15 protein-coding genes are annotated in these 19635 nt (G+C 69.9%); 8 read left to right on the forward strand and 7 right to left on the reverse strand.

What is annotated here, in order from left to right:
- Positions 1 to 9: 9 nt before the first annotated feature.
- On the reverse strand, positions 10 to 2937 hold the full coding sequence (locus ACIO6U_RS05510; protein ID WP_401715672.1) for a glycoside hydrolase family 48 protein: 2928 nt from the start codon (positions 2935 to 2937) through the stop codon (positions 10 to 12).
- Between the two features lie 264 nt (positions 2938 to 3201).
- Here ACIO6U_RS05510 and ACIO6U_RS05515 point away from each other — a divergent pair, with 264 nt between their 5' ends.
- The 4 genes from ACIO6U_RS05515 to ACIO6U_RS05530 all read left to right on the forward strand — a co-directional run bounded on the left by ACIO6U_RS05515 (position 3202) and on the right by ACIO6U_RS05530 (position 9331).
- Positions 3202 to 4773 carry a cellulose binding domain-containing protein gene (locus ACIO6U_RS05515; protein ID WP_401715675.1) on the forward strand — a complete coding sequence of 524 codons (1572 nt, stop codon included), beginning with the start codon at positions 3202 to 3204 and terminating at the stop codon, positions 4771 to 4773.
- A 299-nt stretch (positions 4774 to 5072) separates the two neighbouring features.
- Entirely contained in the window at positions 5073 to 6872 is a 1800-nt protein-coding gene (locus ACIO6U_RS05520; RefSeq protein ID WP_391046937.1) for a discoidin domain-containing protein, read from the forward strand.
- Between the two features lie 459 nt (positions 6873 to 7331).
- Positions 7332 to 8486, forward strand: coding sequence for an alpha-lytic protease prodomain-containing protein (locus tag ACIO6U_RS05525; protein WP_391160533.1), 1155 nt, complete (start codon positions 7332 to 7334; stop codon positions 8484 to 8486).
- 248 nt (positions 8487 to 8734) lie between these two features.
- On the forward strand, positions 8735 to 9331 hold the full coding sequence (locus ACIO6U_RS05530) for an RNA polymerase sigma factor (RefSeq protein ID WP_401715679.1): 597 nt from the start codon (positions 8735 to 8737) through the stop codon (positions 9329 to 9331).
- 1144 nt (positions 9332 to 10475) lie between these two features.
- On the opposite strand, the gene ACIO6U_RS05535 is transcribed toward ACIO6U_RS05530, so the two are convergent.
- Entirely contained in the window at positions 10476 to 10685 is a 210-nt protein-coding gene (locus tag ACIO6U_RS05535; protein ID WP_401715681.1) for a hypothetical protein, read from the reverse strand.
- Between the two features lie 236 nt (positions 10686 to 10921).
- Between ACIO6U_RS05535 and ACIO6U_RS05540 the strand changes: the two genes are divergently transcribed.
- Complete coding sequence (locus ACIO6U_RS05540) at positions 10922 to 11338, forward strand: RDD family protein (protein ID WP_401715684.1); 417 nt, start codon at positions 10922 to 10924, stop codon at positions 11336 to 11338.
- A gap of 126 nt (positions 11339 to 11464) precedes the next feature.
- On the opposite strand, the gene ACIO6U_RS05545 is transcribed toward ACIO6U_RS05540, so the two are convergent.
- Positions 11465 to 12286 carry an AraC family transcriptional regulator gene (locus ACIO6U_RS05545; protein ID WP_401715687.1) on the reverse strand — a complete coding sequence of 274 codons (822 nt, stop codon included), beginning with the start codon at positions 12284 to 12286 and terminating at the stop codon, positions 11465 to 11467.
- 123 nt (positions 12287 to 12409) lie between these two features.
- Between ACIO6U_RS05545 and ACIO6U_RS05550 the strand changes: the two genes are divergently transcribed.
- From ACIO6U_RS05550 to ACIO6U_RS05560, 3 genes are all read left to right on the forward strand, one after another.
- Entirely contained in the window at positions 12410 to 13165 is a 756-nt protein-coding gene (locus ACIO6U_RS05550) for an alpha/beta fold hydrolase (protein ID WP_401715689.1), read from the forward strand.
- Positions 13166 to 13174: 9 nt separating this feature from the next.
- Complete coding sequence (locus ACIO6U_RS05555; RefSeq protein ID WP_401715692.1) at positions 13175 to 13348, forward strand: nuclear transport factor 2 family protein; 174 nt, start codon at positions 13175 to 13177, stop codon at positions 13346 to 13348.
- 135 nt (positions 13349 to 13483) lie between these two features.
- Positions 13484 to 14233: a VOC family protein gene (locus tag ACIO6U_RS05560; RefSeq protein WP_401715694.1), complete on the forward strand. Its 750-nt coding sequence runs from the start codon at positions 13484 to 13486 to the stop codon at positions 14231 to 14233.
- 81 nt (positions 14234 to 14314) lie between these two features.
- Here ACIO6U_RS05560 and ACIO6U_RS05565 read toward each other — a convergent pair whose 3' ends face one another.
- From ACIO6U_RS05565 to ACIO6U_RS05580, 4 genes are all read right to left on the reverse strand, one after another.
- Entirely contained in the window at positions 14315 to 14470 is a 156-nt protein-coding gene (locus ACIO6U_RS05565) for a hypothetical protein (RefSeq protein ID WP_401715697.1), read from the reverse strand.
- Between the two features lie 180 nt (positions 14471 to 14650).
- A complete protein-coding gene (locus ACIO6U_RS05570; RefSeq protein WP_355336958.1) occupies positions 14651 to 15385 on the reverse strand; it encodes a D-Ala-D-Ala carboxypeptidase family metallohydrolase in 735 nt (244 codons plus the stop codon).
- 189 nt (positions 15386 to 15574) lie between these two features.
- Positions 15575 to 16939 (reverse strand): glycoside hydrolase family 16 protein, encoded by a 1365-nt coding sequence (locus tag ACIO6U_RS05575; protein WP_401715700.1) that lies wholly within the window; start codon positions 16937 to 16939, stop codon positions 15575 to 15577.
- Between the two features lie 380 nt (positions 16940 to 17319).
- A complete protein-coding gene (locus ACIO6U_RS05580) occupies positions 17320 to 19635 on the reverse strand; it encodes an MMPL family transporter (RefSeq protein ID WP_401715703.1) in 2316 nt (771 codons plus the stop codon).

Raw genomic sequence — 19635 nt, forward strand, 5'->3', positions numbered from 1 at the left:
TACGCCGCCTCACTCGTTGAAGAGCAGCGCGTACGAGCCCATCGCCAGCGCGATGTCCGCCTGGGCCCAGAAGCGGTGGTAGGTGAAGGTCGGGGCGGCTCCTCCGCCGAGGTAGGTGGCGATCTTGGACCAGTTGGGGTCGTTCTTGTAGAAGGAACGCAGCTCCAGGAAGGTCGAGCTGGAGTTGATCTTGTCGCCGTTCGGCATGGCGCCGGAGAAGGTGGACGGGACGTAGACCGGGGCGTTGAAGCGGGAGAAGTCCGTACGGGTCTCCGGCACCGCGATGCCCAGGGCGTCCTGGTTGTTGCTCCACATTCCGTCCAGCAGCGCCTTGGCCGTGGTCTTGGCGGCGGCGTTCCCGGACTTGGCGCCGTAGTACGACAGGGTCTTGGCCAGGGCGGCGGCGACACCGAGGTCGTTGCCGTAGGACGTGACCGTGACGTGCAGGTTGGCGTTGGCGCCCGGCGAGGCGGCGTTCCAGGTGTCGGGAGCGCCGGTCCAGGCCAGGTCGGACGGGATCTTGAAGGTGCCGTCGGGGTTGATGGTGGTCTGGGAGATCGCCCAGGTCACCCACTTGTCGAGCACCGCCTTGGCCTTGGCGTCACCGGTCTGCTGGTAGTACTCGGCGACGCGCTCCATCGACCACGCCTGCATGCCGAACCACTGGTTCGACGGCGGGTCGTGGTAGACGGGCTCCCAGTCGTACGCCATCCCGTAGAAGGTCGGCGTGCCGGCCGGGGGCTGGGCGTAGGCGCCGTCCCAGCTATTGGTGGCACCGCCCGCGATGCCGCCCTCCTTGGACTGGAGCCAGGTGTAGAACTCCAACTGCCGGGTGAGGCTGGTCGACCAGTCCTGCTTGCCGGTGGCCGACTTGGGGGCCATCGCCGGGTCGGTGGTCAACGCGTAGGCCGCCAGCGGGTTCTGGTAGCCGAAGTGCGAGGCGCCGTCACCGATCCGCCAGGACCAGCCGCCGCCCGTACCGCTGGAACCGCCCCAGGCGTAGTACCAGGAGAGCAGGTAGTGCTCGCTGTCCTTGCCGGTGCCCGCCGGGCAGGACGGACTCGTGCAGTTGCCGATCTTCTTGAAGTACTTGTCGAAGAACGAGTACCGCAGGTAGTCGCCCATCTTTCCGGCCTTGGCGACCGTGGTCGCCACATCGGCGCCCTTGCCCTGCGCCTTGGCCCAGGTGTCCGCCCAGTAGGCGGCCTGGATCGCGCGCGCGTCGGCGTCCGGGGCGTCGGTGTACTTCCACTGCTTGGCGTACGACGAGTCGCCGGTGAACAGGTCCAGATAGCCGTTGGTGCCGCCGTACTTGAAGGCGTCGCAGGTCGGCTGCGGCACCGTCTCCCACACCGACTCCTGCGCGCCGCGCTGGAAGGTGTTGATGTACGAGGGACCGGCCGCCGTCGGGCCCAGCTCGCAGCCGCCGCCGGGCGTGTCACCGAACCCGTAGGTGTTGTCCACGTCCTGGAGCCAGTGCATGCCGTAGATGTCGGACGTGCCGTACGCCGACTTCAGCTCGTTCGCGATCGGGTCCTGACCGACCGGGACGCTTGTGTCGAGCTTGGACGGGTAGTCCGAGGGCAGCGGGTGCTCCGGCGCGTACGTGGCGGGCTTGCTCGGGTCGTAGAAGCTGTTCGTGGGCTGGTCGGCGGAGGTGGGGATCATGTACTTCTCCATCAGCGCCCAGGCCCCGTTGAACTTGCTCCAGTCCTGGGTGATCCGGCCGTACATCGCCTGGAGCCAGATCAGGTAGGAGTACGCCTCCGACGTCGTCTCGTGCCCGTAGTCCGGCGCCTCCACGATCAGGGTCTCCACCGAGTGGTAGGGGATGCCCTGCGGGGAGAAGTAGCCGTTGGCCGGGTCGGTGATCTTGCCGTAGAGGTTCAGGAAGCGGGAGTCGTACGTGCCGCTGGTGCCCGTCACCTCCGTCACCGTGACGTCGGCCTTGGCGAAGCCGGTGGCGGTCGCGGAGAAGGTCGCCGCTCCGCTGCCGGTGGCCGCGGCGGCGACGGTGACCGTCTGCGCCGTGCTCCAGTTGGCGGGGGTGAAGGTCAGGCTGGCGCCGGACTTCACGGTCAGCGAGGTGTTCCCCGAGGTGCGCGCGACGGCGACCGTGACATTGGCCGACGGCGCGCCGGACAGCTTGACACCGAAGGTGCCGGTGCCGCCCTGCGTGACCGAGACCTGCGTGGGCGAGGCGACGATCGAGGGCCCGGCGGCCACGTGCACGCCCACCGGGGTCGATTCGCCGGACGCGCCCAGGCTGTCGTACGCCTTGGCGTAGACCGAGTAGTCACCGGCCGCGACCGCGGGCCAGGTGAAGGTGTAGGGCGAGGTGGTGTCGGTGCCCAGCAGCGTGGTGTCGCTCCAGAACTCCACCTTGCTGACGGTCGCCGAGTCCGCCGCGACCGCGGTGGCCGCCAGCGGGATGCTGGCGCCGGCGGTGTACGTGGCCCCGGCCGACGGGCTGGTGAGCACGGTGAGCGGTGGCTGGTGGGCGCCCCCGCATACGGTGCCGTTGACGGCGAAAGCGGTCGGCGCCGCGTTCGTGCCGCTGTAGTTGAAGTTGGCGCTCGTGGTCACACCGGCGTTCGGCGCGATCGTCTTGTTCCAGTCGAGCGATTTGACGGTGACGTTCTTCCCGGTCTGCGACCAGGTGCCGTTCCAGCCGCTCTGGAGCGTCTGGTTGCCGGCGTAGGCGTACGTCAGTGTCCAGCCGTCGATCGCGGCCGTACCGCGGTTGGTGATGGTGGCGTTGGCGGTGAAGCCCGAACCCCAGTCGTTGGCCGAGTAGTCGACGCTGCACTGAAGAGTGGCCGCGTGGGCGACGGTTCCGCCGCCTGCCACGGTCAGGGCGAGCGGCAGGGACAGCGCGACGGCGAAAGCCGTCACCAGCCTGCGGATCCGCTTGCTGAACGGTCTTCCTCTGGGCATGCGAGAAGCCCTCCTCGCGGTTCTGTGGGGGGATGGAAACATCTGAACCAGTGGGAGCGCTCCCACAATCAAGGCGCTGTGAGCGCACTGTCAAGAGGTGAAGCAGAACGGCATGTTCATGCCGCTATCACCGGGGAGTCGCTACAGAAGTCGACACGGTCGTCACCGAACCCCTACCGCCCTCGCCGACTTGCCGCTATGGTCTGCGGCGGACCAGTGGGAGCGCGTCCACTTCTCGATCCCCCCACTTACGAGGAGTCGCACATGCGACGACCCACGCGCACCGCGGCATTCGGGATCGCGGCCGTCACGACGGCCGCGACCGCCGCCGCGCTACTACCCGCCGCGCTCGGCGCGACCGCGTCGGGTGCCGCCCCCGCCTGTTCGGTGGCCTACTCGGTGACCAGCCAGTGGGACGCCGGATTCCAGGGCGATGTGGTGATCACCAACAACGCTGCCGCCACGACCAGTTGGAATCTGAGCTTCGACTTCCCCGGCAGCCAGAAGGTCACCCAGGGCTGGAACGGCACCTGGACCCAGTCCGGCAAGACCGTCAGCGTCGCCTCGATGTCGTACAACGGGACGATCGCCACGGGCGGTTCGGTGAGCGCCGGATTCCTGGCCAACTGGTCGGGCTCCAACCCGGCGCCGACGGTCTTCAAACTCAACGGGACCACGTGCAATGTGAACGGCACGACGCCGCCCACCACGCCCCCGACGACCCCGCCCACGACACCGCCGACCACTCCCCCGACCACACCGCCCACGACACCACCGACAACGCCGCCGACGACTCCGCCGACGACTCCGCCCGGTGGTGACACCGCGCCGCCCAAGCTGCACGTCTCCGGCAACCAGCTCGTCGACTCCGCCGGCAAGAACGTCGTGCTGCACGGCGTCAACCGCTCCGGCACCGAGTTCATGTGCGCGCAGGGCTACGGCGTCTTCGACGGCCCGGTGGACGACGCGGCGATCGACGCGATCAAGAGCTGGCACGTCACGGCGGTCCGCGTCCCGCTCAACGAGGACTGCTGGCAGGGTCTTTCGTACGTGCCCGCCGCGTACGGCGGCGCCAACTACGTCTCGGCGATCACCGGCTGGGTCAACCGGCTGGTCGCGCACGGCATCACGCCGATCGTGGAACTGCACTGGAGCCACGGCACGTACACCGGCAACTCGGCGGGCTGCTCGGACGTCAACGCGACCTGCCAGAAGCCGATGCCGGACGCGCAGTACGCGATCCCGTTCTGGACCGGCGTGGCCAACGCGTTCAAGAACAACACCTCGGTGGTCTTCGACCTGTTCAACGAGCCCTACCCGGACCGCGCCACCTCCACCACCGAGCAGGCGTGGACCTGCTGGCGGGACGGCGGCACCTGCCCGGGGATCGGCTACCAGGTGGCCGGCATGCAGTCGATGATCAACGCCGTACGCGGCACCGGCGCGCAGAACGTGATCCTGGCGGGCGGTCTGGCGTACTCCAACGACCTGACCGGCTGGCTGGCGCACAAGCCCACGGACCCGACGGGCAATCTGGGCGCCTCGCTCCACGTCTACAACTTCAACACCTGCTCCTCGGCGGCCTGCTGGGACTCGCAGGTCGCGCCGGTCGCGGCGCAGGTCCCGCTGGTGGCCGGTGAGATCGGCGAGAACACCTGCTCGCACGGCTTCATCGACCAGTTCATGAGCTGGCTGGACGCGCACAAACTGTCGTACCTGGGGTGGACCTGGAACACCTGGGACTGCTCCTCGGGACCGTCGCTGATCTCGGCGTACGACGGGACGCCGACGGCGTACGGGATCGGGCTGCGCGATCACCTGGCGTCGCTGGGGTAGCCCGGTGACGTGACGAGCCGGAGCGGTCCCGCGCATGGATGGCGTGTGCGGGGCCGCTCCTTCGCGCCGCGCGGGAGTGCGAGGCGCGAACGACGGCGCGCGGGGTGTGAGCTGCGGGTTCGGCGTCCGCTCGCGTTCGGTTCTCGAAATCGGGCACGGGGCCAACTGACCATTATTGAACAACTCATTGACGCGGCTGTTCGGCGCTTGTAAACATCACCTCGCCGGGAGAGCGCTCTCAATGCACTCCGGCTCCCTCCGGCCTCCATCACGGACCCCCACCCGGTTGAGGAGAACACATGTCAGGCAGCACTACCCTGTCGGTGCGCCAACGGCCATGGCGCGGCGGGCGCCGGCCGGTTCTGATCTTCACCGTCCTCGCGGCCCTGCTGGCGAGCCTGGCGCTCGTCTGGACCCAGTCCCCGGCCCGCGCGGCGGACACCCTGCTCTCCCAGGGCAAGCCGGCCACCGCGTCCTCGACGGAGAACGCGGGCACGCCCGCGTCGGCCGCCGTGGACGGCAACACCGGCACCCGCTGGTCGAGCGCCGCCGCCGATCCGCAGTGGCTCCAGGTCGACCTCGGCTCCTCGCAGACGATCACCTCCGTCGCCCTCAACTGGGAGGCGGCGTACGCGAAATCCTTCAAGATCCAGACGTCGGCCAACGGCACGACCTGGACCGACATCTACTCCACCACGACCGGAACGGGCGGCAACCAGACGCTGACCGTAAACGGTTCCGGGCGCTATGTCCGGGTGTACGGCACGGTCCGCGCCACCCAGTACGGCTACTCCCTGTGGGAGTTCCAGGTGTACGGCAACGGCGGTACGACGCCGCCCGCCGCCTGCGGCACGGCCAACGCCGCGCTGAACCACCCGGCCACCGCGTCCTCCACCGAGAACGCGACCACCCCCGCCTCGGCGGCGGTCGACGGCAACACCGGCACCCGCTGGTCCAGCGCCTTCGGCGACCCGCAGTGGCTCCAGGTCGACCTCGGCTCCTCGCAGACCATCTGCAAGGTCGGCCTCAACTGGGAGGCGGCGTACGCCACCGGCTTCCAGATCCAGGTGTCCGACAGCGGTACCGGCGGCTGGACGAACATCTACTCCACCACCACCGGGACCGGCGGCGTCCAGGCGCTCAACGTCACCGGCACCGGCCGCTACCTGCGGGTCAACGGCACCGCCCGCGCCACCGCGTACGGCTACTCGCTGTGGGAGCTGACCGTCAACACCACCGGCGGCGGCACCACGACTCCCCCCACCACACCGCCCAGTGACAGCTTCTGGGGCACGACGGACGACATTCCGGCCGCGCACAATGTGATGGAGCTGAAGATCCTCAACCGGACCAACGGCCAGTACCCGGACAGCCAGGTGTACTGGAGCTTCAACGGCACGGTCCACTCGATCGCCGAGCAGCCGTACTTCGACATGCCGGCGAACTCCTCGGGCCGGATGTACTTCTACCTCGGCTCGCCGAACAGCCAGTACTACGACTTCATCGAGTTCACCATCGGCGCCAACGTCTTCAACGGGAACACCACCCGGGTCGACGCCTGGGGCCTGCCGCTGGCCATCCGGCTGCACACGCACGACGGCCAGGACGTCCAGCTCGGTGACAGCCAGGACCTGTTCAACCAGAGCCGGGAGGCGACCTTCGCGCAGTTCCAGGCCGCCGTACCGCAGCAGTTCAAGGTGCTGGCCCAGACCCAGGCCCCGTACCGGATCATCGCGCCGGGCAGCGACCCGAGCTTCCGCGCGGGCGGCGCGAACGCCAACTACTTCACGGCGTACGCCAATTCGGTCGGTGTCAACGAGCCCACATCCAACATCTTCGGCTGCGCGGGCTCGCTGGCGGGCAACCCCGGCATGTGCGCCGCGCTCAACCGGCACACCGCCAACCTCCCGTCCAGCCAGTGGGAGGACCCGACCAAGTTCTACACGGGCGGCGACCCGGCCAACTGGTACGCCAAGTTCTGGCACGACCACGCGATCAACCACCTCGCCTACGGGTTCCCGTACGACGACGTGGCCGGGCAGGCCGCGTACGCCTCGCTCCAGAACCCGCAGTGGATGGAGATCGCGGTGGGCTGGTAGCACCCGCTGCCGCTCCTTCCTTCTCACCGTTCTTTTCTCCTCCCCCCACAAGCCGGGGGCGGGCGGCGGCCGTTCATGGCCGCCGGCCGCCCCCGGCGGCATGTCCGGGTCCGGACGCGCGTCCGGGTCCGGCGGCACGTCCGGGTCCGGCGGCACGTCCGGGTCCGGCGGCGCGTCCGAGGCCCGTGGCGGGTCCGGGTCCGGCGGCGCGCGGGTCCGGCTTCTTTGCGACTCGGATATCTCGCCATGGCGGACGTTTTACCTCCGGATATCCATGGACGAAACGGGTGTTACGCGTGAGGCGGTGTTGACATGTGCTCGACATCGTTTGATGGTGGGGGACGGCCGGTGGTGAGAGCGCTCTCGTGCGGTGGAGGCGCGCTGGACTGCCGGGCGCTGTTCGAGTGTGTTGTCCCCCCACGATTTCTCGCTCGCGAGAAGGTGCAAAGGAGCGCGTCGATGCGACGTATGACTCGTACGGGCTGGTGTCTGTCCGCCGTAGTGGCTTTGGGAGTAGGGGCGTTGGGGCTGGCGCCGGTGACCTCGGCGTCGGCCTCCGAGCCGTTGTCGCCGGGACTGGTGAGCGCCATGCAGCGGGACCTGGGGCTGACCCAGACGCAGGCGACCGCGCGGCTGAAGGCCGAGGCGACGGCGACCACGCTGGCGCCCACCGCCCGGCGCGCGGCCGGAAAGGCGTTCGGCGGCGAGTGGTTCGACGCCGCCTCCGGCAAGCTGGTGGTGGGGGTGACCGACAGCGCCGCGACCGAGGCCGTACGCGCGACCGGCGCTTCGACGGTGAAGGTCGCGCACACCGCGGCCGCGCTGGACTCGGCCAAGGCCGGGCTCGACACCGCGGCCAAGTCGTCGGCCGGTGCGCCCGCCGCGGTGCGGAGCTGGCGCGTCGACGTCACGACCAACCGCGTCGTCGCCGACGTACAGGCGGGGGCGGAGAACCGCGCGGACGTGGCGGCCTTCCTCGCGCCCGCCCGCGCCGCCGGGCTGCTGACCGTCAAGGCCGACAACTCCCCCGCGCCCCGCACCTTCTCGGCCGGGACCGTCGGCGGTGACCCGTACTACATCAACGGCAACACCCGCTGCTCCATAGGCTTCTCGGTGGTCGGCGGCTTCGTCAGCGCCGGGCACTGCGGCACGCCGGGCAGCTCCGTGGCCGGCTGGGACGGCTCGGCGATGGGCACCTTCGTCGGCTCCACCTTCCCCGGCAACGACTACTCCTACATCTCCATCGGCAACGGCTGGTGGACCGTCCCGGTCGTCCTCGGCTGGGGCACCGTCAGCGACGTCCTGGTCCGCGGCTCCAACGTCGCCCCGGTCGGCTCCTCCATCTGCCGCTCCGGCTCCACCACCCACTGGCACTGCGGCACCGTCCTGTCCCAGGGCGACACCGTCAACTACGCCCAGGGCGCGGTCTACAGCCTGACCGGCACCAACGTCTGCGCCGAACCGGGCGACTCCGGCGGCTCGTTCATCACCGGCGACCAGGCCCAGGGCGTCACCTCCGGCGGCTGGGGCAACTGCACCAGCGGCGGCCAGACCTGGTTCCAGCCGGTCAACCCGATCCTGAGCCGCTACGGGCTGACCCTGGTCACCGCCTGACCGGATACGGAACCCGCCGCGGTCCCGGTGATGCGTGACAGCTGCGCCTGGTGCGAAGTCGGCGAGGACTTCGGCCGGGTCGGCGGAGTCGGTCGCATGTCGTGTGTCCATGCCTCTAGGGGCGTGTGAGGCGCCGGATTCTTGAAGCCCAGCCCCTTCGGGGGCGGTGGAAAGAATCCGGCGCCTCGCGCGTCCTACTCCATGTCCGGCAACGCGGGGCGACCCGCAGATCGAATGGAGCGGAGGACATGGGACAAGGCTCGGGGGCCATGACGACGAGCGCCGTACCGCCGCCGAAACGGCTGTCGGAGGAGCTGGAAGGGCTCATCGAGGCAGAACTGAAGGAGGTACATCCCCGCCTGCTCAGGGCGGTCAGGCGACTGACCCGGGACGCGGTCCTCGCCGAGGACATCACGCAGGAGGCGTGCATCGCCGTCATCCTGGAGTACCGCAAGGGCACCGTCTTCGAGAAGCCGGTGATCGTCTTCGCGACGGTGGTCGCCCGCAACAAGCTCAAGTCGCACTACAACCGGCTCGGTACGCGCTACGAGGACCCGACCGGGGAACTCCCCGAAGGCGTCCCGTGGCCCGGCGTTCCCGGCCGCCCCGCCGCGGACCATCTCACGGCCTCACTGGAGTTCATCGAACTCCTCGCCGCCGTACGAGCCGCGATCGGCCACGAACGCACGTACACCATATGGGAATTGACCCATGTATGGGGCCTGAGCGGGGTCGAGATCGCCGCCCACCTGGGCGTCTCGCCCGCGACCGTCAGCAAGGACCTGAAGAAGGCCACCCAACTGGCCTTAGGCATCGGCCCGGAGGAGGAATGGCGCGCGGAATAGGTCTGCTTCTCGGGACCACGGATCACTTTCACCGTGGTCCCGAGTCGGGATCTAATCCCGACACGAAGAACAGGGGGAGACAGGGAGGATGCACGTGTCGAAACCGAATCGAGGGGATTCACCGCACGAAAGGATGCTGGCATACCTGAACGAGAGTGACCGCACGATGAACGACCCGCCCGAGCCCGAGGGGGGCAAGGGCGTTGGGGGCACGACCGGTTGGCATGAGGTGTACGGGGGACTCATGGCGACCGCGGAGGCAGTCCGGATCGTGGCGGGGGCCACGGCGGACGCGCCGACGACCGGGGAGGACGTCGCCGGCGCACCACGGGAACACCCGGGGGAACACCAGGGGGAATGGGTACCGGTCGGCGGCACGCGGGGGCGCTGATCCGTATCCCGAACGTGCCCGTTGTTCGACGCGAGGGGGTCGTCGAGCAACGGGCACATCGACGGATGGCAGAGCTCACGTCAGAGGTGACGAAGTGTCTGCAAGGGCCAACCGTACTTCAGGCCCGTTGACGGGGAATCCAATGGGCGGCTCCAATCACCGCTGTCCCCACCTGTCGGTAACCTCATAGCGACTCACGCCATGTCGAACGGCCAACTCGCCGGCGCCGGCCTCCTCGGCCACGCCCCCCCCCGCAACCCCGCCGAGCAGCAGTTCCACGCTACAGAATTCCCGTGAGAGTGAAATCCGATGAGCCGTTCACAGGGAAATTCTATTCAATTGCGCACCGCGCTTGATCCCGAACCTGCACGGACAACACCTCAGAGGTTTCCATCTCACGGAGAATCCCTCGGACGACGTCTTGATCGAAATCCTCTCGGCGAGACATTTCAATGACCCACGGAGCAGCCAGTTGCATCCAATACGAACGGCCAGACCTCCACGCCGACTCGACCGTCAGCTCAATTAGCCTCTCGGGAGTCGATACGCCGCCCCGACTGAGCTGCTCCCACGAGCGGGCATATTCAGCCAGGGATTCGGGCAGATCACGCTCCGGGTAGGGCCACATGGGAACGAAACCGGAGCTCACAAGCGCAGCTCGCCCTTCCGAATCCACCCCGACCCCAATACGGCCGTCAGGCATGATCCCAATCCATGCCCCGTCCCCTCGGTACACCACCGGAGTCCAATTACTCATCTGAACACCGGGAAGCGGGTGCCCGCGTAGGGCGCGGCGTCCTCGGTGAGGGCCGAAGCGGCCTTTCCCTGCGGGGACTTCTCCGCTGTCTGCGAAGGAGGAGCGGCGAACGCCTGCCCGCCCGCACCCAAGGGCGCGAGGCCGCCCGTCACCATTACCGCCGCCACGGCAGCAATCAACGACCTGCGCGCATGTCTGCTCAGCACAGAGCTCTCCCCCGCCCCAGCCCCAAAGTCCCCACCCGGAGCCACAGAATTCCCACAAGTTCGCAGATCTTACATGTGATGTACATGCTCAGGTCAAGGGTGCATAAAGGGGTCTTCTGGCGGGTGAGCGGACGATGGAGACCACGGACATATCCGGAGGGAGTCCTTCCATGTGGAGGGGGCGATCGCTCGTGGGCATGATCTGCATATCCCCGTGGGGGTCTACGGATCAGGCTGTGTACGGGCAGGTGCCGGTGGGCGCGATGCCGCCACTGGCGTCGTGGGGCCGACGGGTAGCGGCGGCACTGATCGACGGCATCATCGTGTACGTGCCCGAACGCATCGTCTGGTACGCGCTGGGCAGCACGCCGGCAGCCGCCCAGTGGGGCGCGCTTCTCGTCCTCTTGATTGCCATCGGCCTGAGCTACGTGGCGGGCACCACCGGGCAGACCCCCGGAAAGAAGGCGGTCGGCATCCACCTCCTACGCGAGGCCGACGGGCAAGTCCTCGGCGTCGGGAGGGCCTTCGGCCGCTGGCTCCTGCACATCCTCGACGCCGTCTGCTGCGGGCTCGGCTATCTGTGGCCGCTGTGGGACGAAAAGCGGCAGACCTTCGCCGACAAGATCGTGCGCTCCGTCGTCATCAAGCCCTGACAGCCGCAGGCGCGACAGCGGGGGCCACGGCGATGCCGCCGTGGGCGCGACGCCGGGCCTGAGTGACGAGCCGGGGCCGGAATCGAGCCGTGGCGACGACCTTGGCCTCGATGACGAGTCTCCGCTTCACGACGCCGAAGGCGGCCTGGGGGCGGGGCGGTTGGACCGGTAGCGGCCGGGGGTTGTGCCGAGGACGGCGGTGAAGGCGGCGATGAAGCCGCTGGGGTTGGCCCATCCGCAGGCGGCGGCGGTGCGGAGGGTGTCGTGGCCGTCGGCGAGCAGTACGAGGGCGTGGTGGATGCGCAGTTGGGTGCGCCACTCGTAGAAGGTCATGGCGAGTTCGTCGTGGAAGAGCCGGCTGAGGGTGCGGGGGCTGGCGCCGATCGTCCTGCCGAGTTCGGCCAGCGTGGAGTTGTCCGCCGGGTTCTCGTAGAGGATCCGGGCGACGGCTCGCAGCCGGTCGTCCGCGGGCTGGGGCAGGTGCAGGGGCTGTTCGTGCGCCTCCTGGAGATCGTCGACGAGGACGCGCAGGAGGCGGGAGCGCGCGGCGGGGCTGTGCGCGGGCACGTCGGCGTCGTGCGCGCGGGGTCCGGTCAGGGCGAGCAGGACCTCGCGGGCGAGGCCGGAGGCGAGGAACACGGCGGGGTGGCCGGGCAGGAGCCGGGCGAGGGACGGCGTGAGGAAGACGATCCGCATGTCGGTGACGCCGTGGGCGCGGTGGTGGTGCGTGAACCCCGCCGGGGTCCAGGCGACCCGGTCGGCGGGCACGATCGAGGTGCCGCGCTCGGCGTGGACCGCCAGGACGCCGCTGGCCGCGTACACCAGGTGCCCGCGCGGGTGCGACCGCACCTCGCTCGCCTCGCCGGACGGCCAGAGGTGGCGCCCGCCGGACGGCCACACATGGGACGTCACACCGGCGGCCGGGCGAGGTTGGCGGCGAACGGGCATGACTTGGCATCGTAGCGGTACCACGCCACCGCCTGCCCCCGTGAGACTGGCTCTGTACGGAGCGGTCCCGCGGCGCGCCGAGCGCCCGACCGGGCCGCGTGTCACCCGGAGAAGGAGAAGCACATGGCGACGTTCGTCCTCGTACCCGGCGCGTGGAAGGGCTCCTGGTCGTTCGAGGCGGTGGTCCCGCTGCTGGAGCGCGCCGGGCACACCGTGCACGCCCTGACCCTGACCGGTCTGCGGCCGGACGACGACAGCGCGACGGTCGCGACCGCCGGTCTCGACACGCACGCCGACGACGTGCTGCGGTGCCTGGACCGCAACAGCGTCACCGGCGCGACGCTGGTCGGCCACAGCTACGCCGGGATGGTGGTCGCCGCCGCGGCCGACCGCGCGGAGGGCCGGATCTCCCGGCTGGTGCACCTCGACGCCTACGTACCGCGCGACGGTGATTCGTGCTGGTCGTCGACGAACGACCACTTCCGGGAGGTGTTCGCCGCCGGCGCCGCGGCCACCGGCTACTCCGTCCGGCCGCCGGACGGCGGCGATCCCCGCCGCCGCCCCCATCCCCTCGCCGCCTTCCTCCAGACGGTCCGGCTGACCGGCGCGGTCGCCCGCGTCCCCCGCCGCGAGTTCGTCTACTGCTCGGGCTGGGAGAACCGGACACCCTTCGCCGGCCTCCGCGCCCGCCTCCAGGCCGACCCCGCCTGGCGGGTCCACGACCTCCCGACCGGCCACGACGCCATGCACGAGGCCCCGGACGCCGTCGCCGCGATCCTCCTCGCCGACGCCGACGCCGACGCCGACGCGCACACCGCCGCCGACACCGCTGCCGACACCGCCGCCGACACCGCTGCCACCGCCCACCCGAGCGCCTGAGCCCGGCGCGTGTCGCATCCCGCAGCCGAGCTCACGGCGTTCATGGCGCGGTATGAGCAGGCCAACAACAGCCACGACATCGCACGCGTGGTGCAGCCCCGGTCAGGGGAGGGACGGGGCACGAACGTGATCGTGAAGCGGGACGGGGCGTGGAAGATGCTGCACGAGCACCTGAGTTCCTGACGCGCCGGTGGGCCGGTGGGGGTCCTTCGGGCCGGGGCCCGGCGTCGCCGCCCGGGGCGGAAACTCGGGTGCGGGGGCCGGACGGGCGTGTCTAGGGTGCGGCTCGGACGTCGAGGGATCGGAGAGGTACGGGGTATGAGCAGTGAACTGTTCGCGATCTGCTTCAACGCGACGCGGCCGACGGGGCTGGCGAGGTTCTGGTCCGGGGTGCTGGGCTGGGAGGTGAACCCCGGTGAGGACGAGGACGCGCAGGGCGGTGTCGCGATCGTGCCGCCCGCCGCGGACGGGGCGACCGGCGGCTTCCGTATCCGCTTCCTGCCGAGCCAGGAGCCCAAGACCCGCCAGAATCAAGCGCACTTCGACCTGACGAGCGCCTCCGCCGAGGACCAGCGGCAGACGGTGGCCAGGGCGCTGGAACTGGGCGGACAGCACATCGACATCGGCCAACTCCCCGAAGAGGGACATGTCGTGCTCGCCGATCCTGACGGCAACGAATTCTGCGTCATCGAGCCCGGCAACACATTCCTCGCCGACACCGGCGTCATCGGCGCCCTGGCCTGCGACGGCACCCGCGAGGTCGGCTGCTTCTGGAGCGAGGCCCTGCGGTGGCCCCTGGTCTGGGACCAGGACGAGGAGACCGCGATCCAGTCCCCCGAGGGCGGTACGAAGATCACCTGGGGCGGCCCGCCGGTCGCCCCCAAGACCGGCACCAACCGCCTCTTCTTCGAACTGGCCCTCCCCGCCGGCGCCGACCGCTCCGCCGAGGTCGACCGCCTCCTCGCCCTGGGCGCCACGCGCCCCGAGGCCGCGGAGACCGACGGCGGAGCCCACGTCCTGCTCCTCGACCCCGACGGCAACGAGTTCTCCGTCCGGAGGCCCGGATAGGCCGTCCTGCCCGGATGAAGCCGTCCTGCCCGAGCCTGCCCCGGCCCGGCTCCCGCCCCGCCCCGCCGCACCCCGCCGCAGTCAGTCCGCCGTGACGCCCCAGTAGCCGATCGAGACCGGCCTGCCGTCGGCGTCGTAGAGGACGGTGCGGTTGCCCGCCGCGCGGTCGGGGTAGAGGTCGCCGCGGTCCGACACCGCGGCGGTCCACTCGGCCTCGGTGGACGGCCGCCGGGGCACCAGGCGCGGACCTCCGCGTCGGCCAAGGGGCGCATGAACGGCCCCTCTTCGTCATGGTCCCGAACCCGTGGTCGTCCTCGGAGAGTTCGCGCTCCTGCTCGAACGCCGCCGCCGGATCCGGGCGGTGCGGAACCCCGTGGCCGAGGCGGAGGGGGGAGCGTCGGCCACGGGGCGCGGGGGTCAGATTCCGCAGGAGGAGGCGCTCCAGTAGCGGGAGCTCTGGTCGCCGAGGTGGGCGTGGGTGCTGTGGCCCGGGTAGCCGGGGCCGAGGATCTCGTTGAAGCCGTGGTAGCGGGCCTCCTGCACGATGCGGCAGTAGCTCGGCGAGCCGATCAGGTCGACGGCCCGGCCGTACATGTGGTTGCTGTTCGAGGCCCCGCCGACGGCGCTGTTGCACGAGGCTGAGCGGAAGCCGCTGCTCGTGTTGAGCGGCTGGTCGCCCAGCGCGTGGCGCAGCGCCTCCAGCTTCCACATGAGCCGCAGGGCGTTGTCACGGGCGGTGGCCGCACTGACCGCGCCGCCCGCCCAGGTGGTGTTGCAGCGGTTCATCTCGCCGAAGGTGAAGTGGATCGGGGTGCAGTCGGTGTCCTGGAGCGCGCCGATCTTCGCGAAGGTCTGCGGCCCGGCGATGCCGTCCGCCGTGAGGCCGTACGCCTGCTGGAAACGCACGACGGCGGACTTGGTCGCCGGCCCGAACTGGCCGTCGGTCGCCAGCACCGCGCCGTAGCCGGGGTATCCGGCGATCCGGATCTGGAGCTGGCGGACGTCCTCACCGCTCGCGCCCTGGCTGAGGGTGCGGCCCCAGGAGTAGCAGCCGGCCGCATGGGCGCTGCCCGCCGTCACGGCGGTTCCGACGAGGATAGCTGACGCAAACATGACAATAGCGAGTAATGCACGGACGTACCGTCTCAACATCACGCCTCCCATGGGGGGTTCACGGACTCATGAGACTGCCCGACCTTGTCTATGCGCGTCAACCACTCCTTGACCTGGCATATTCGCCTGGCGCACCTCGCCCGCGAACGCCGGCGGGGCCGCGCGGACACGGTGTCCGGGCGGCCCCGCAGAAGCAGGCCCCGCCGAAGCAGGCACGCGGGCCGAGGGTCAGGACCCCTGGGTGAACGTGTAGTGCGGGGAGTCGTACTGGGGGCCGTTCTTCTCGTACGTGAACCAGTACGTGAGAACGCTGCCGGTGGAGAGGCCGTTGACGGTCTGGGTCCAGGTGCCGGAGGAGTTGGTCATGCGGAAATTCTGCTGACCCGCGCCGTTGACGAGGTAGTGGACGTCGACGTAGGCGGCCGGGGTGGTCGGGGTGAAGGAGATGCGGGCCTGCGTGGAACTGGTGGAGGTGACACCGGCGGTGTAGTCGGGCGTGGTGGTGCTGCCGCCCGTGCTGCCCGCGCTCGAACCGGAGCTGGTGCCGGAACTCGTACCGGAGCTCGTACCCGTGCTCGTACCGGACGACGTACCGCCGTTGTTCGTGCCGCCGACCGTGCCGCTGCTGCCGCCGGTCGTCTGGTACACGGCGAACCAGTCGACGCTCATGCCCGCGCCGGAGCTGATGTCGGCGGACGGGGAGGTGCAGCCGCAGACCTTGTTGGGGTACGAGCCGCCGATGGCGACGTCGAAGATGGCGAAGAAGCCGTGGTCGACGGCGGCCTGCCAGGTGGCGACGGAGACCTGGTTCTCGTTGACGGTGTAGGTCAGATTGCCGTCGAGGTAGAAGCGGAGCTGCTCGGCGGAGGTGTTGGTGCGGTCGATGACGGCCGAGTACTTGTGGAAGCCGGTCTGGCAACCGGCGCACGGCTGGAGGTCGCTGGTGATGCCGTCGGGGTCGTGGCACTCGCCCGCCCACTGCCCGCAGTGGAAGGTGGTGGAGTGCTTACTGAGGGCGTTGACGTCCTCCATGATGTCGATCTCGCCGATGCTGGGCCAGTTGGTGGCGCTGACCGGGCGGGCGGCGGCGCCCATCGCCCAGAAGGCGGGCCAATAGCCGAGCCCGCTCTGGGGGTTGGGCTGCTGGATCGAGGCGCTGATTTCGAGCTGACCGCCCGCGGGGGCCGCGAAGTCCGTGCGCTGCGTCTCGACGCGGCCCGAAGTCCAGTGCCCCGAGGCGTCCTTGACCGGCTTGATCACCATGTGGCCGGAGCCGTCCTGGTAGACGTTCTGCGTCGAGTCGGTGGAGGTCTCGATCTCGCCGGTGCCCCAGTTGCCCGCGCCGCCGGGGTAGCTCGTGCCGATGTCGTAGAGCCAGTTGGACCGGTTGAGGCCGCTGCCCGCCGCCCCGTTGAAGTCGTCGCTGAACACGGTCGTCCAGCCCGCCGCGGGTCCGGGAACGGCCGCCGACGCCGAACCGCCGGACAGCACAAGGCCGGTGATGCCGGTCACGAGGAGGAGCAGGGCGCTGAGCACGGCCGTGGGACGTCCGCTGACGAAGCGGCGGGCGGCCGATGGAGGGGATGTCGTCATGGGCAGGTGCTGCCTTTCGGTCGTGGGGGGACAGCTGCCGTGGGGGCGGGACGCTGAGCGTGAGCCGTGGTGCGTGGTCCGTGGTCCGTGGTGCGTGGTGCGTGATACGTGGTACGTGGTCCGTCCTGCTCGTGCGTGAGCCGCCGCCCGTGGTGCCGTACTCGATATGCGTGATGCGGGCATGACATATCGGGAATCCTGAGAGCGCTCTCAGAGCTGCGTGCGAATGGAGTGTCGGGCGGAACGGCGGGGGCGTCAAGGCATCGCACACAGATCCGCCGGGTGGGGGGCGGCGGCGGACAGGGCCGGGCACGCGTCACGGCCCCCGCCCGGGAAGGGCGGAGGCCGTCACAGGCATCGGGGCCGCGGGGCCCGCTCGATCACCTCTGCGAGGCGACCGGCTCGCGGTCCAGGTCGGGACCGGAGGCCGGCTCGCCCTCGCTGAGCCCGAACCGGTCGTGGAATCTGCGCAGGAAGCCCGGCGCGTACCAGGCCGATCCGCCGAGCAGGCGCATCGCGGCGGGGACGAGGACACCGCGGATGGCGACGGCGTCGATGAGGATGGCCAGTCCGCTGCCGAGGCCGAACATCTGCATGAAGCTGAGCTTGGCCGTGCCGAAGGCGAAGAAGCTCACGGCCAGCAGGCAGGCCGCCGCGGTGACGATGCGCCCGGTGTGCCCGAGGCCGTTGACGACGGCCGACTCGGTGTCCTCGCCCTGGTCGTGGAGTTCCTTGATCCGGCTGGTGACGAAGACCTCGTAGTCCATCGAGAGTCCGAAGACGATGCAGAACATCAGCACGGTCATCGACATCTCCATCGGCTGCGCGGTGAAGCCGAGCAGGGAGGAGAGATGGCCGTCCTGGAAGATCCACGTCATGACGCCGAGGGTCGCCACCAGGGTGATCGCGTTGAGCAGCAGGGCGCGCAGCGGCTGCACGACGCTGCCGGTGAACAGGAAGAGCAGGATGAAGGTGGTGAGGACGACCAGGCCGATGGCGAGCGGGAGTTGGCCGCCGATGGAGTGCCTGGTGTCGACCAGTTCGGCGTCGGTGCCGCCGACCAGCGGGTGCGTTCCGGCGGGCGGCGCGAGGTCCCGTACCGCGCCGACCAGGTCCTGGGCCGCGTCCGACCTCGGCGTCAGGGAGCTGGTCACGCTGATCCGCTGCCCGTCGGGGCGGCCGAGGTTGGCGTTGCCCGGCCCGGCGGCGGAAGCCTGCCCGTCGGCGTAGGTCCCGGTGCTGGTCTCGACCCGTACGACACCCTTGAGCTGCGACAGCCGCTGCGCGTACGACCCCAGGGGGCCCTTGTCCACGGCCTGGCCGAAGACGATCTGGAGGGCGGAGTCGTCGCTGCCGGTGAAGTCGCTCCTGAGCGTCGCGGAGACCTGGCGGCTCTCGGCGTCCTTGGGCAGCACGCGCTCGTCCGGGGTGCCGAAGACGATGCCCAGCAGGGGGCTCGCCGCCGCCAGTAGGACCACGAGCACGGGCAGCGCGGTGAGCGCGGGCCGCCGCATGGAGGTACGGGCCAGCCGCGCCCACACGGAGACGCGGGTGGTGGAGTCGGCGGAATCGGTGGAGTCGGCGGAAGTCGTGGCGCTCGCGGCGCTCGCGGAATTCACGGCCTTCGTGTCGTTCGCGGCGCTCGCGACCTTCATCCAGGGCATCCGCCCGCTGTTGACCCGGTGGCCCAGGACGACGAGCAGCGGCGGCATGACGAACAGCGCGCTGACGGCCGCGATGGCGACGACCCCGACGCCCGCGAAGCCGAACGAGCGCAGGAAGTACTGCGGGAAGACCAGGAGCGCGGCGAGCGCGGCGGCCACGGTCGCCGCGGAGAACGCGACGGTGCGGCCCGCGGTGTGGACGGTCCGGCGGACGGCGTCGTCCACGCTCGCGCCCGTCGCGAGCTGCTCCCTGAACCGGCTGATCATCAACAGGCCGTAGTCGATGCCCAGTCCGAGGCCGAGGGCCGTGGTGAGATTGGTCGCCGTGTTCGAGACGCTGGTGACGTCCGCGAGCAGGGACAGCTCGGCGAACGAGCCGAGGATGGCGATGACCGCGATGGCCAGCGGCAGCAGGGCGGCCACCGCGCTGCCGAAGACGAACAGCAGCAGGACGAGGGTCAGCGGGATCGCGATCAGCTCGGCCAGTTCGAGGTCCTTGACGACCTGCGTCGCCATGTCGTTGCCGACGGCGGCCACACCGCCGGCCCGGACCGTGAGCGCGTCCTTGTACGTACCGCCGAAGTGGTCGAGAAGCTTCTCGGCGTTCTTCTGCTGCTGCGTCGGGTCGCCCTTGACGTGGGCGAGCACCATGGCCTCGCGGCCGTCCTTGGACCGCAGTTCGGTGCTCCGCGTGTCCCAGTACGAGACGACGTTCGCCAGCGTCTTCTCGCTCTTCAGCTCGGCGACCAGGGCCCGCCCGTTCCGCTCGGCCGCCGGGGCGTCCACGCGGCCGTCGGCGATACGGCCGTCCGCGGTGCGGACGAGCAGCACCAGATTCGTCTCGCCCCCGAATCTCTTGTCGATGAGGTCGCGTGCCCGGGTGGACTGGGAAGCTGGATCGTCGAAGCCGCCGCCCAGTAGCTTGGTGAAGGCGCCAGCACCCACGGCACCCATGACGGCCGTCGCCACGATGGCGACGATGAGTACCAGCCGGGACCGGCGGATCGCCAGTTCGGCTATGCGTTCGAACAC

The sequence above is a fragment of the Streptomyces sp. NPDC087422 genome (assembly GCF_044744145.1).
Lineage (GTDB): Bacteria > Actinomycetota > Actinomycetes > Streptomycetales > Streptomycetaceae > Actinacidiphila.

Bases quoted from the DNA above. Each gene is read 5' to 3' on its own strand.
- ACIO6U_RS05515 (WP_401715675.1), top strand. From the start codon at position 3,202: ATGCGACGACCCACGCGCACCGCGGCATTCGGGATCGCGGCCGTCACG.
- ACIO6U_RS05575 (WP_401715700.1), bottom strand. From the start codon at position 16,939: ATGACGACATCCCCTCCATCGGCCGCCCGCCGCTTCGTCAGCGGACGT.
- ACIO6U_RS05550 (WP_401715689.1), top strand. From the start codon at position 12,410: ATGGCGACGTTCGTCCTCGTACCCGGCGCGTGGAAGGGCTCCTGGTCG.
- ACIO6U_RS05510 (WP_401715672.1), bottom strand. From the start codon at position 2,937: ATGCCCAGAGGAAGACCGTTCAGCAAGCGGATCCGCAGGCTGGTGACG.
- ACIO6U_RS05545 (WP_401715687.1), bottom strand. From the start codon at position 12,286: ATGCCCGTTCGCCGCCAACCTCGCCCGGCCGCCGGTGTGACGTCCCAT.
- ACIO6U_RS05570 (WP_355336958.1), bottom strand. From the start codon at position 15,385: ATGTTGAGACGGTACGTCCGTGCATTACTCGCTATTGTCATGTTTGCG.
- ACIO6U_RS05520 (WP_391046937.1), top strand. From the start codon at position 5,073: ATGTCAGGCAGCACTACCCTGTCGGTGCGCCAACGGCCATGGCGCGGC.
- ACIO6U_RS05525 (WP_391160533.1), top strand. From the start codon at position 7,332: ATGCGACGTATGACTCGTACGGGCTGGTGTCTGTCCGCCGTAGTGGCT.
- ACIO6U_RS05530 (WP_401715679.1), top strand. From the start codon at position 8,735: ATGGGACAAGGCTCGGGGGCCATGACGACGAGCGCCGTACCGCCGCCG.
- ACIO6U_RS05560 (WP_401715694.1), top strand. From the start codon at position 13,484: ATGAGCAGTGAACTGTTCGCGATCTGCTTCAACGCGACGCGGCCGACG.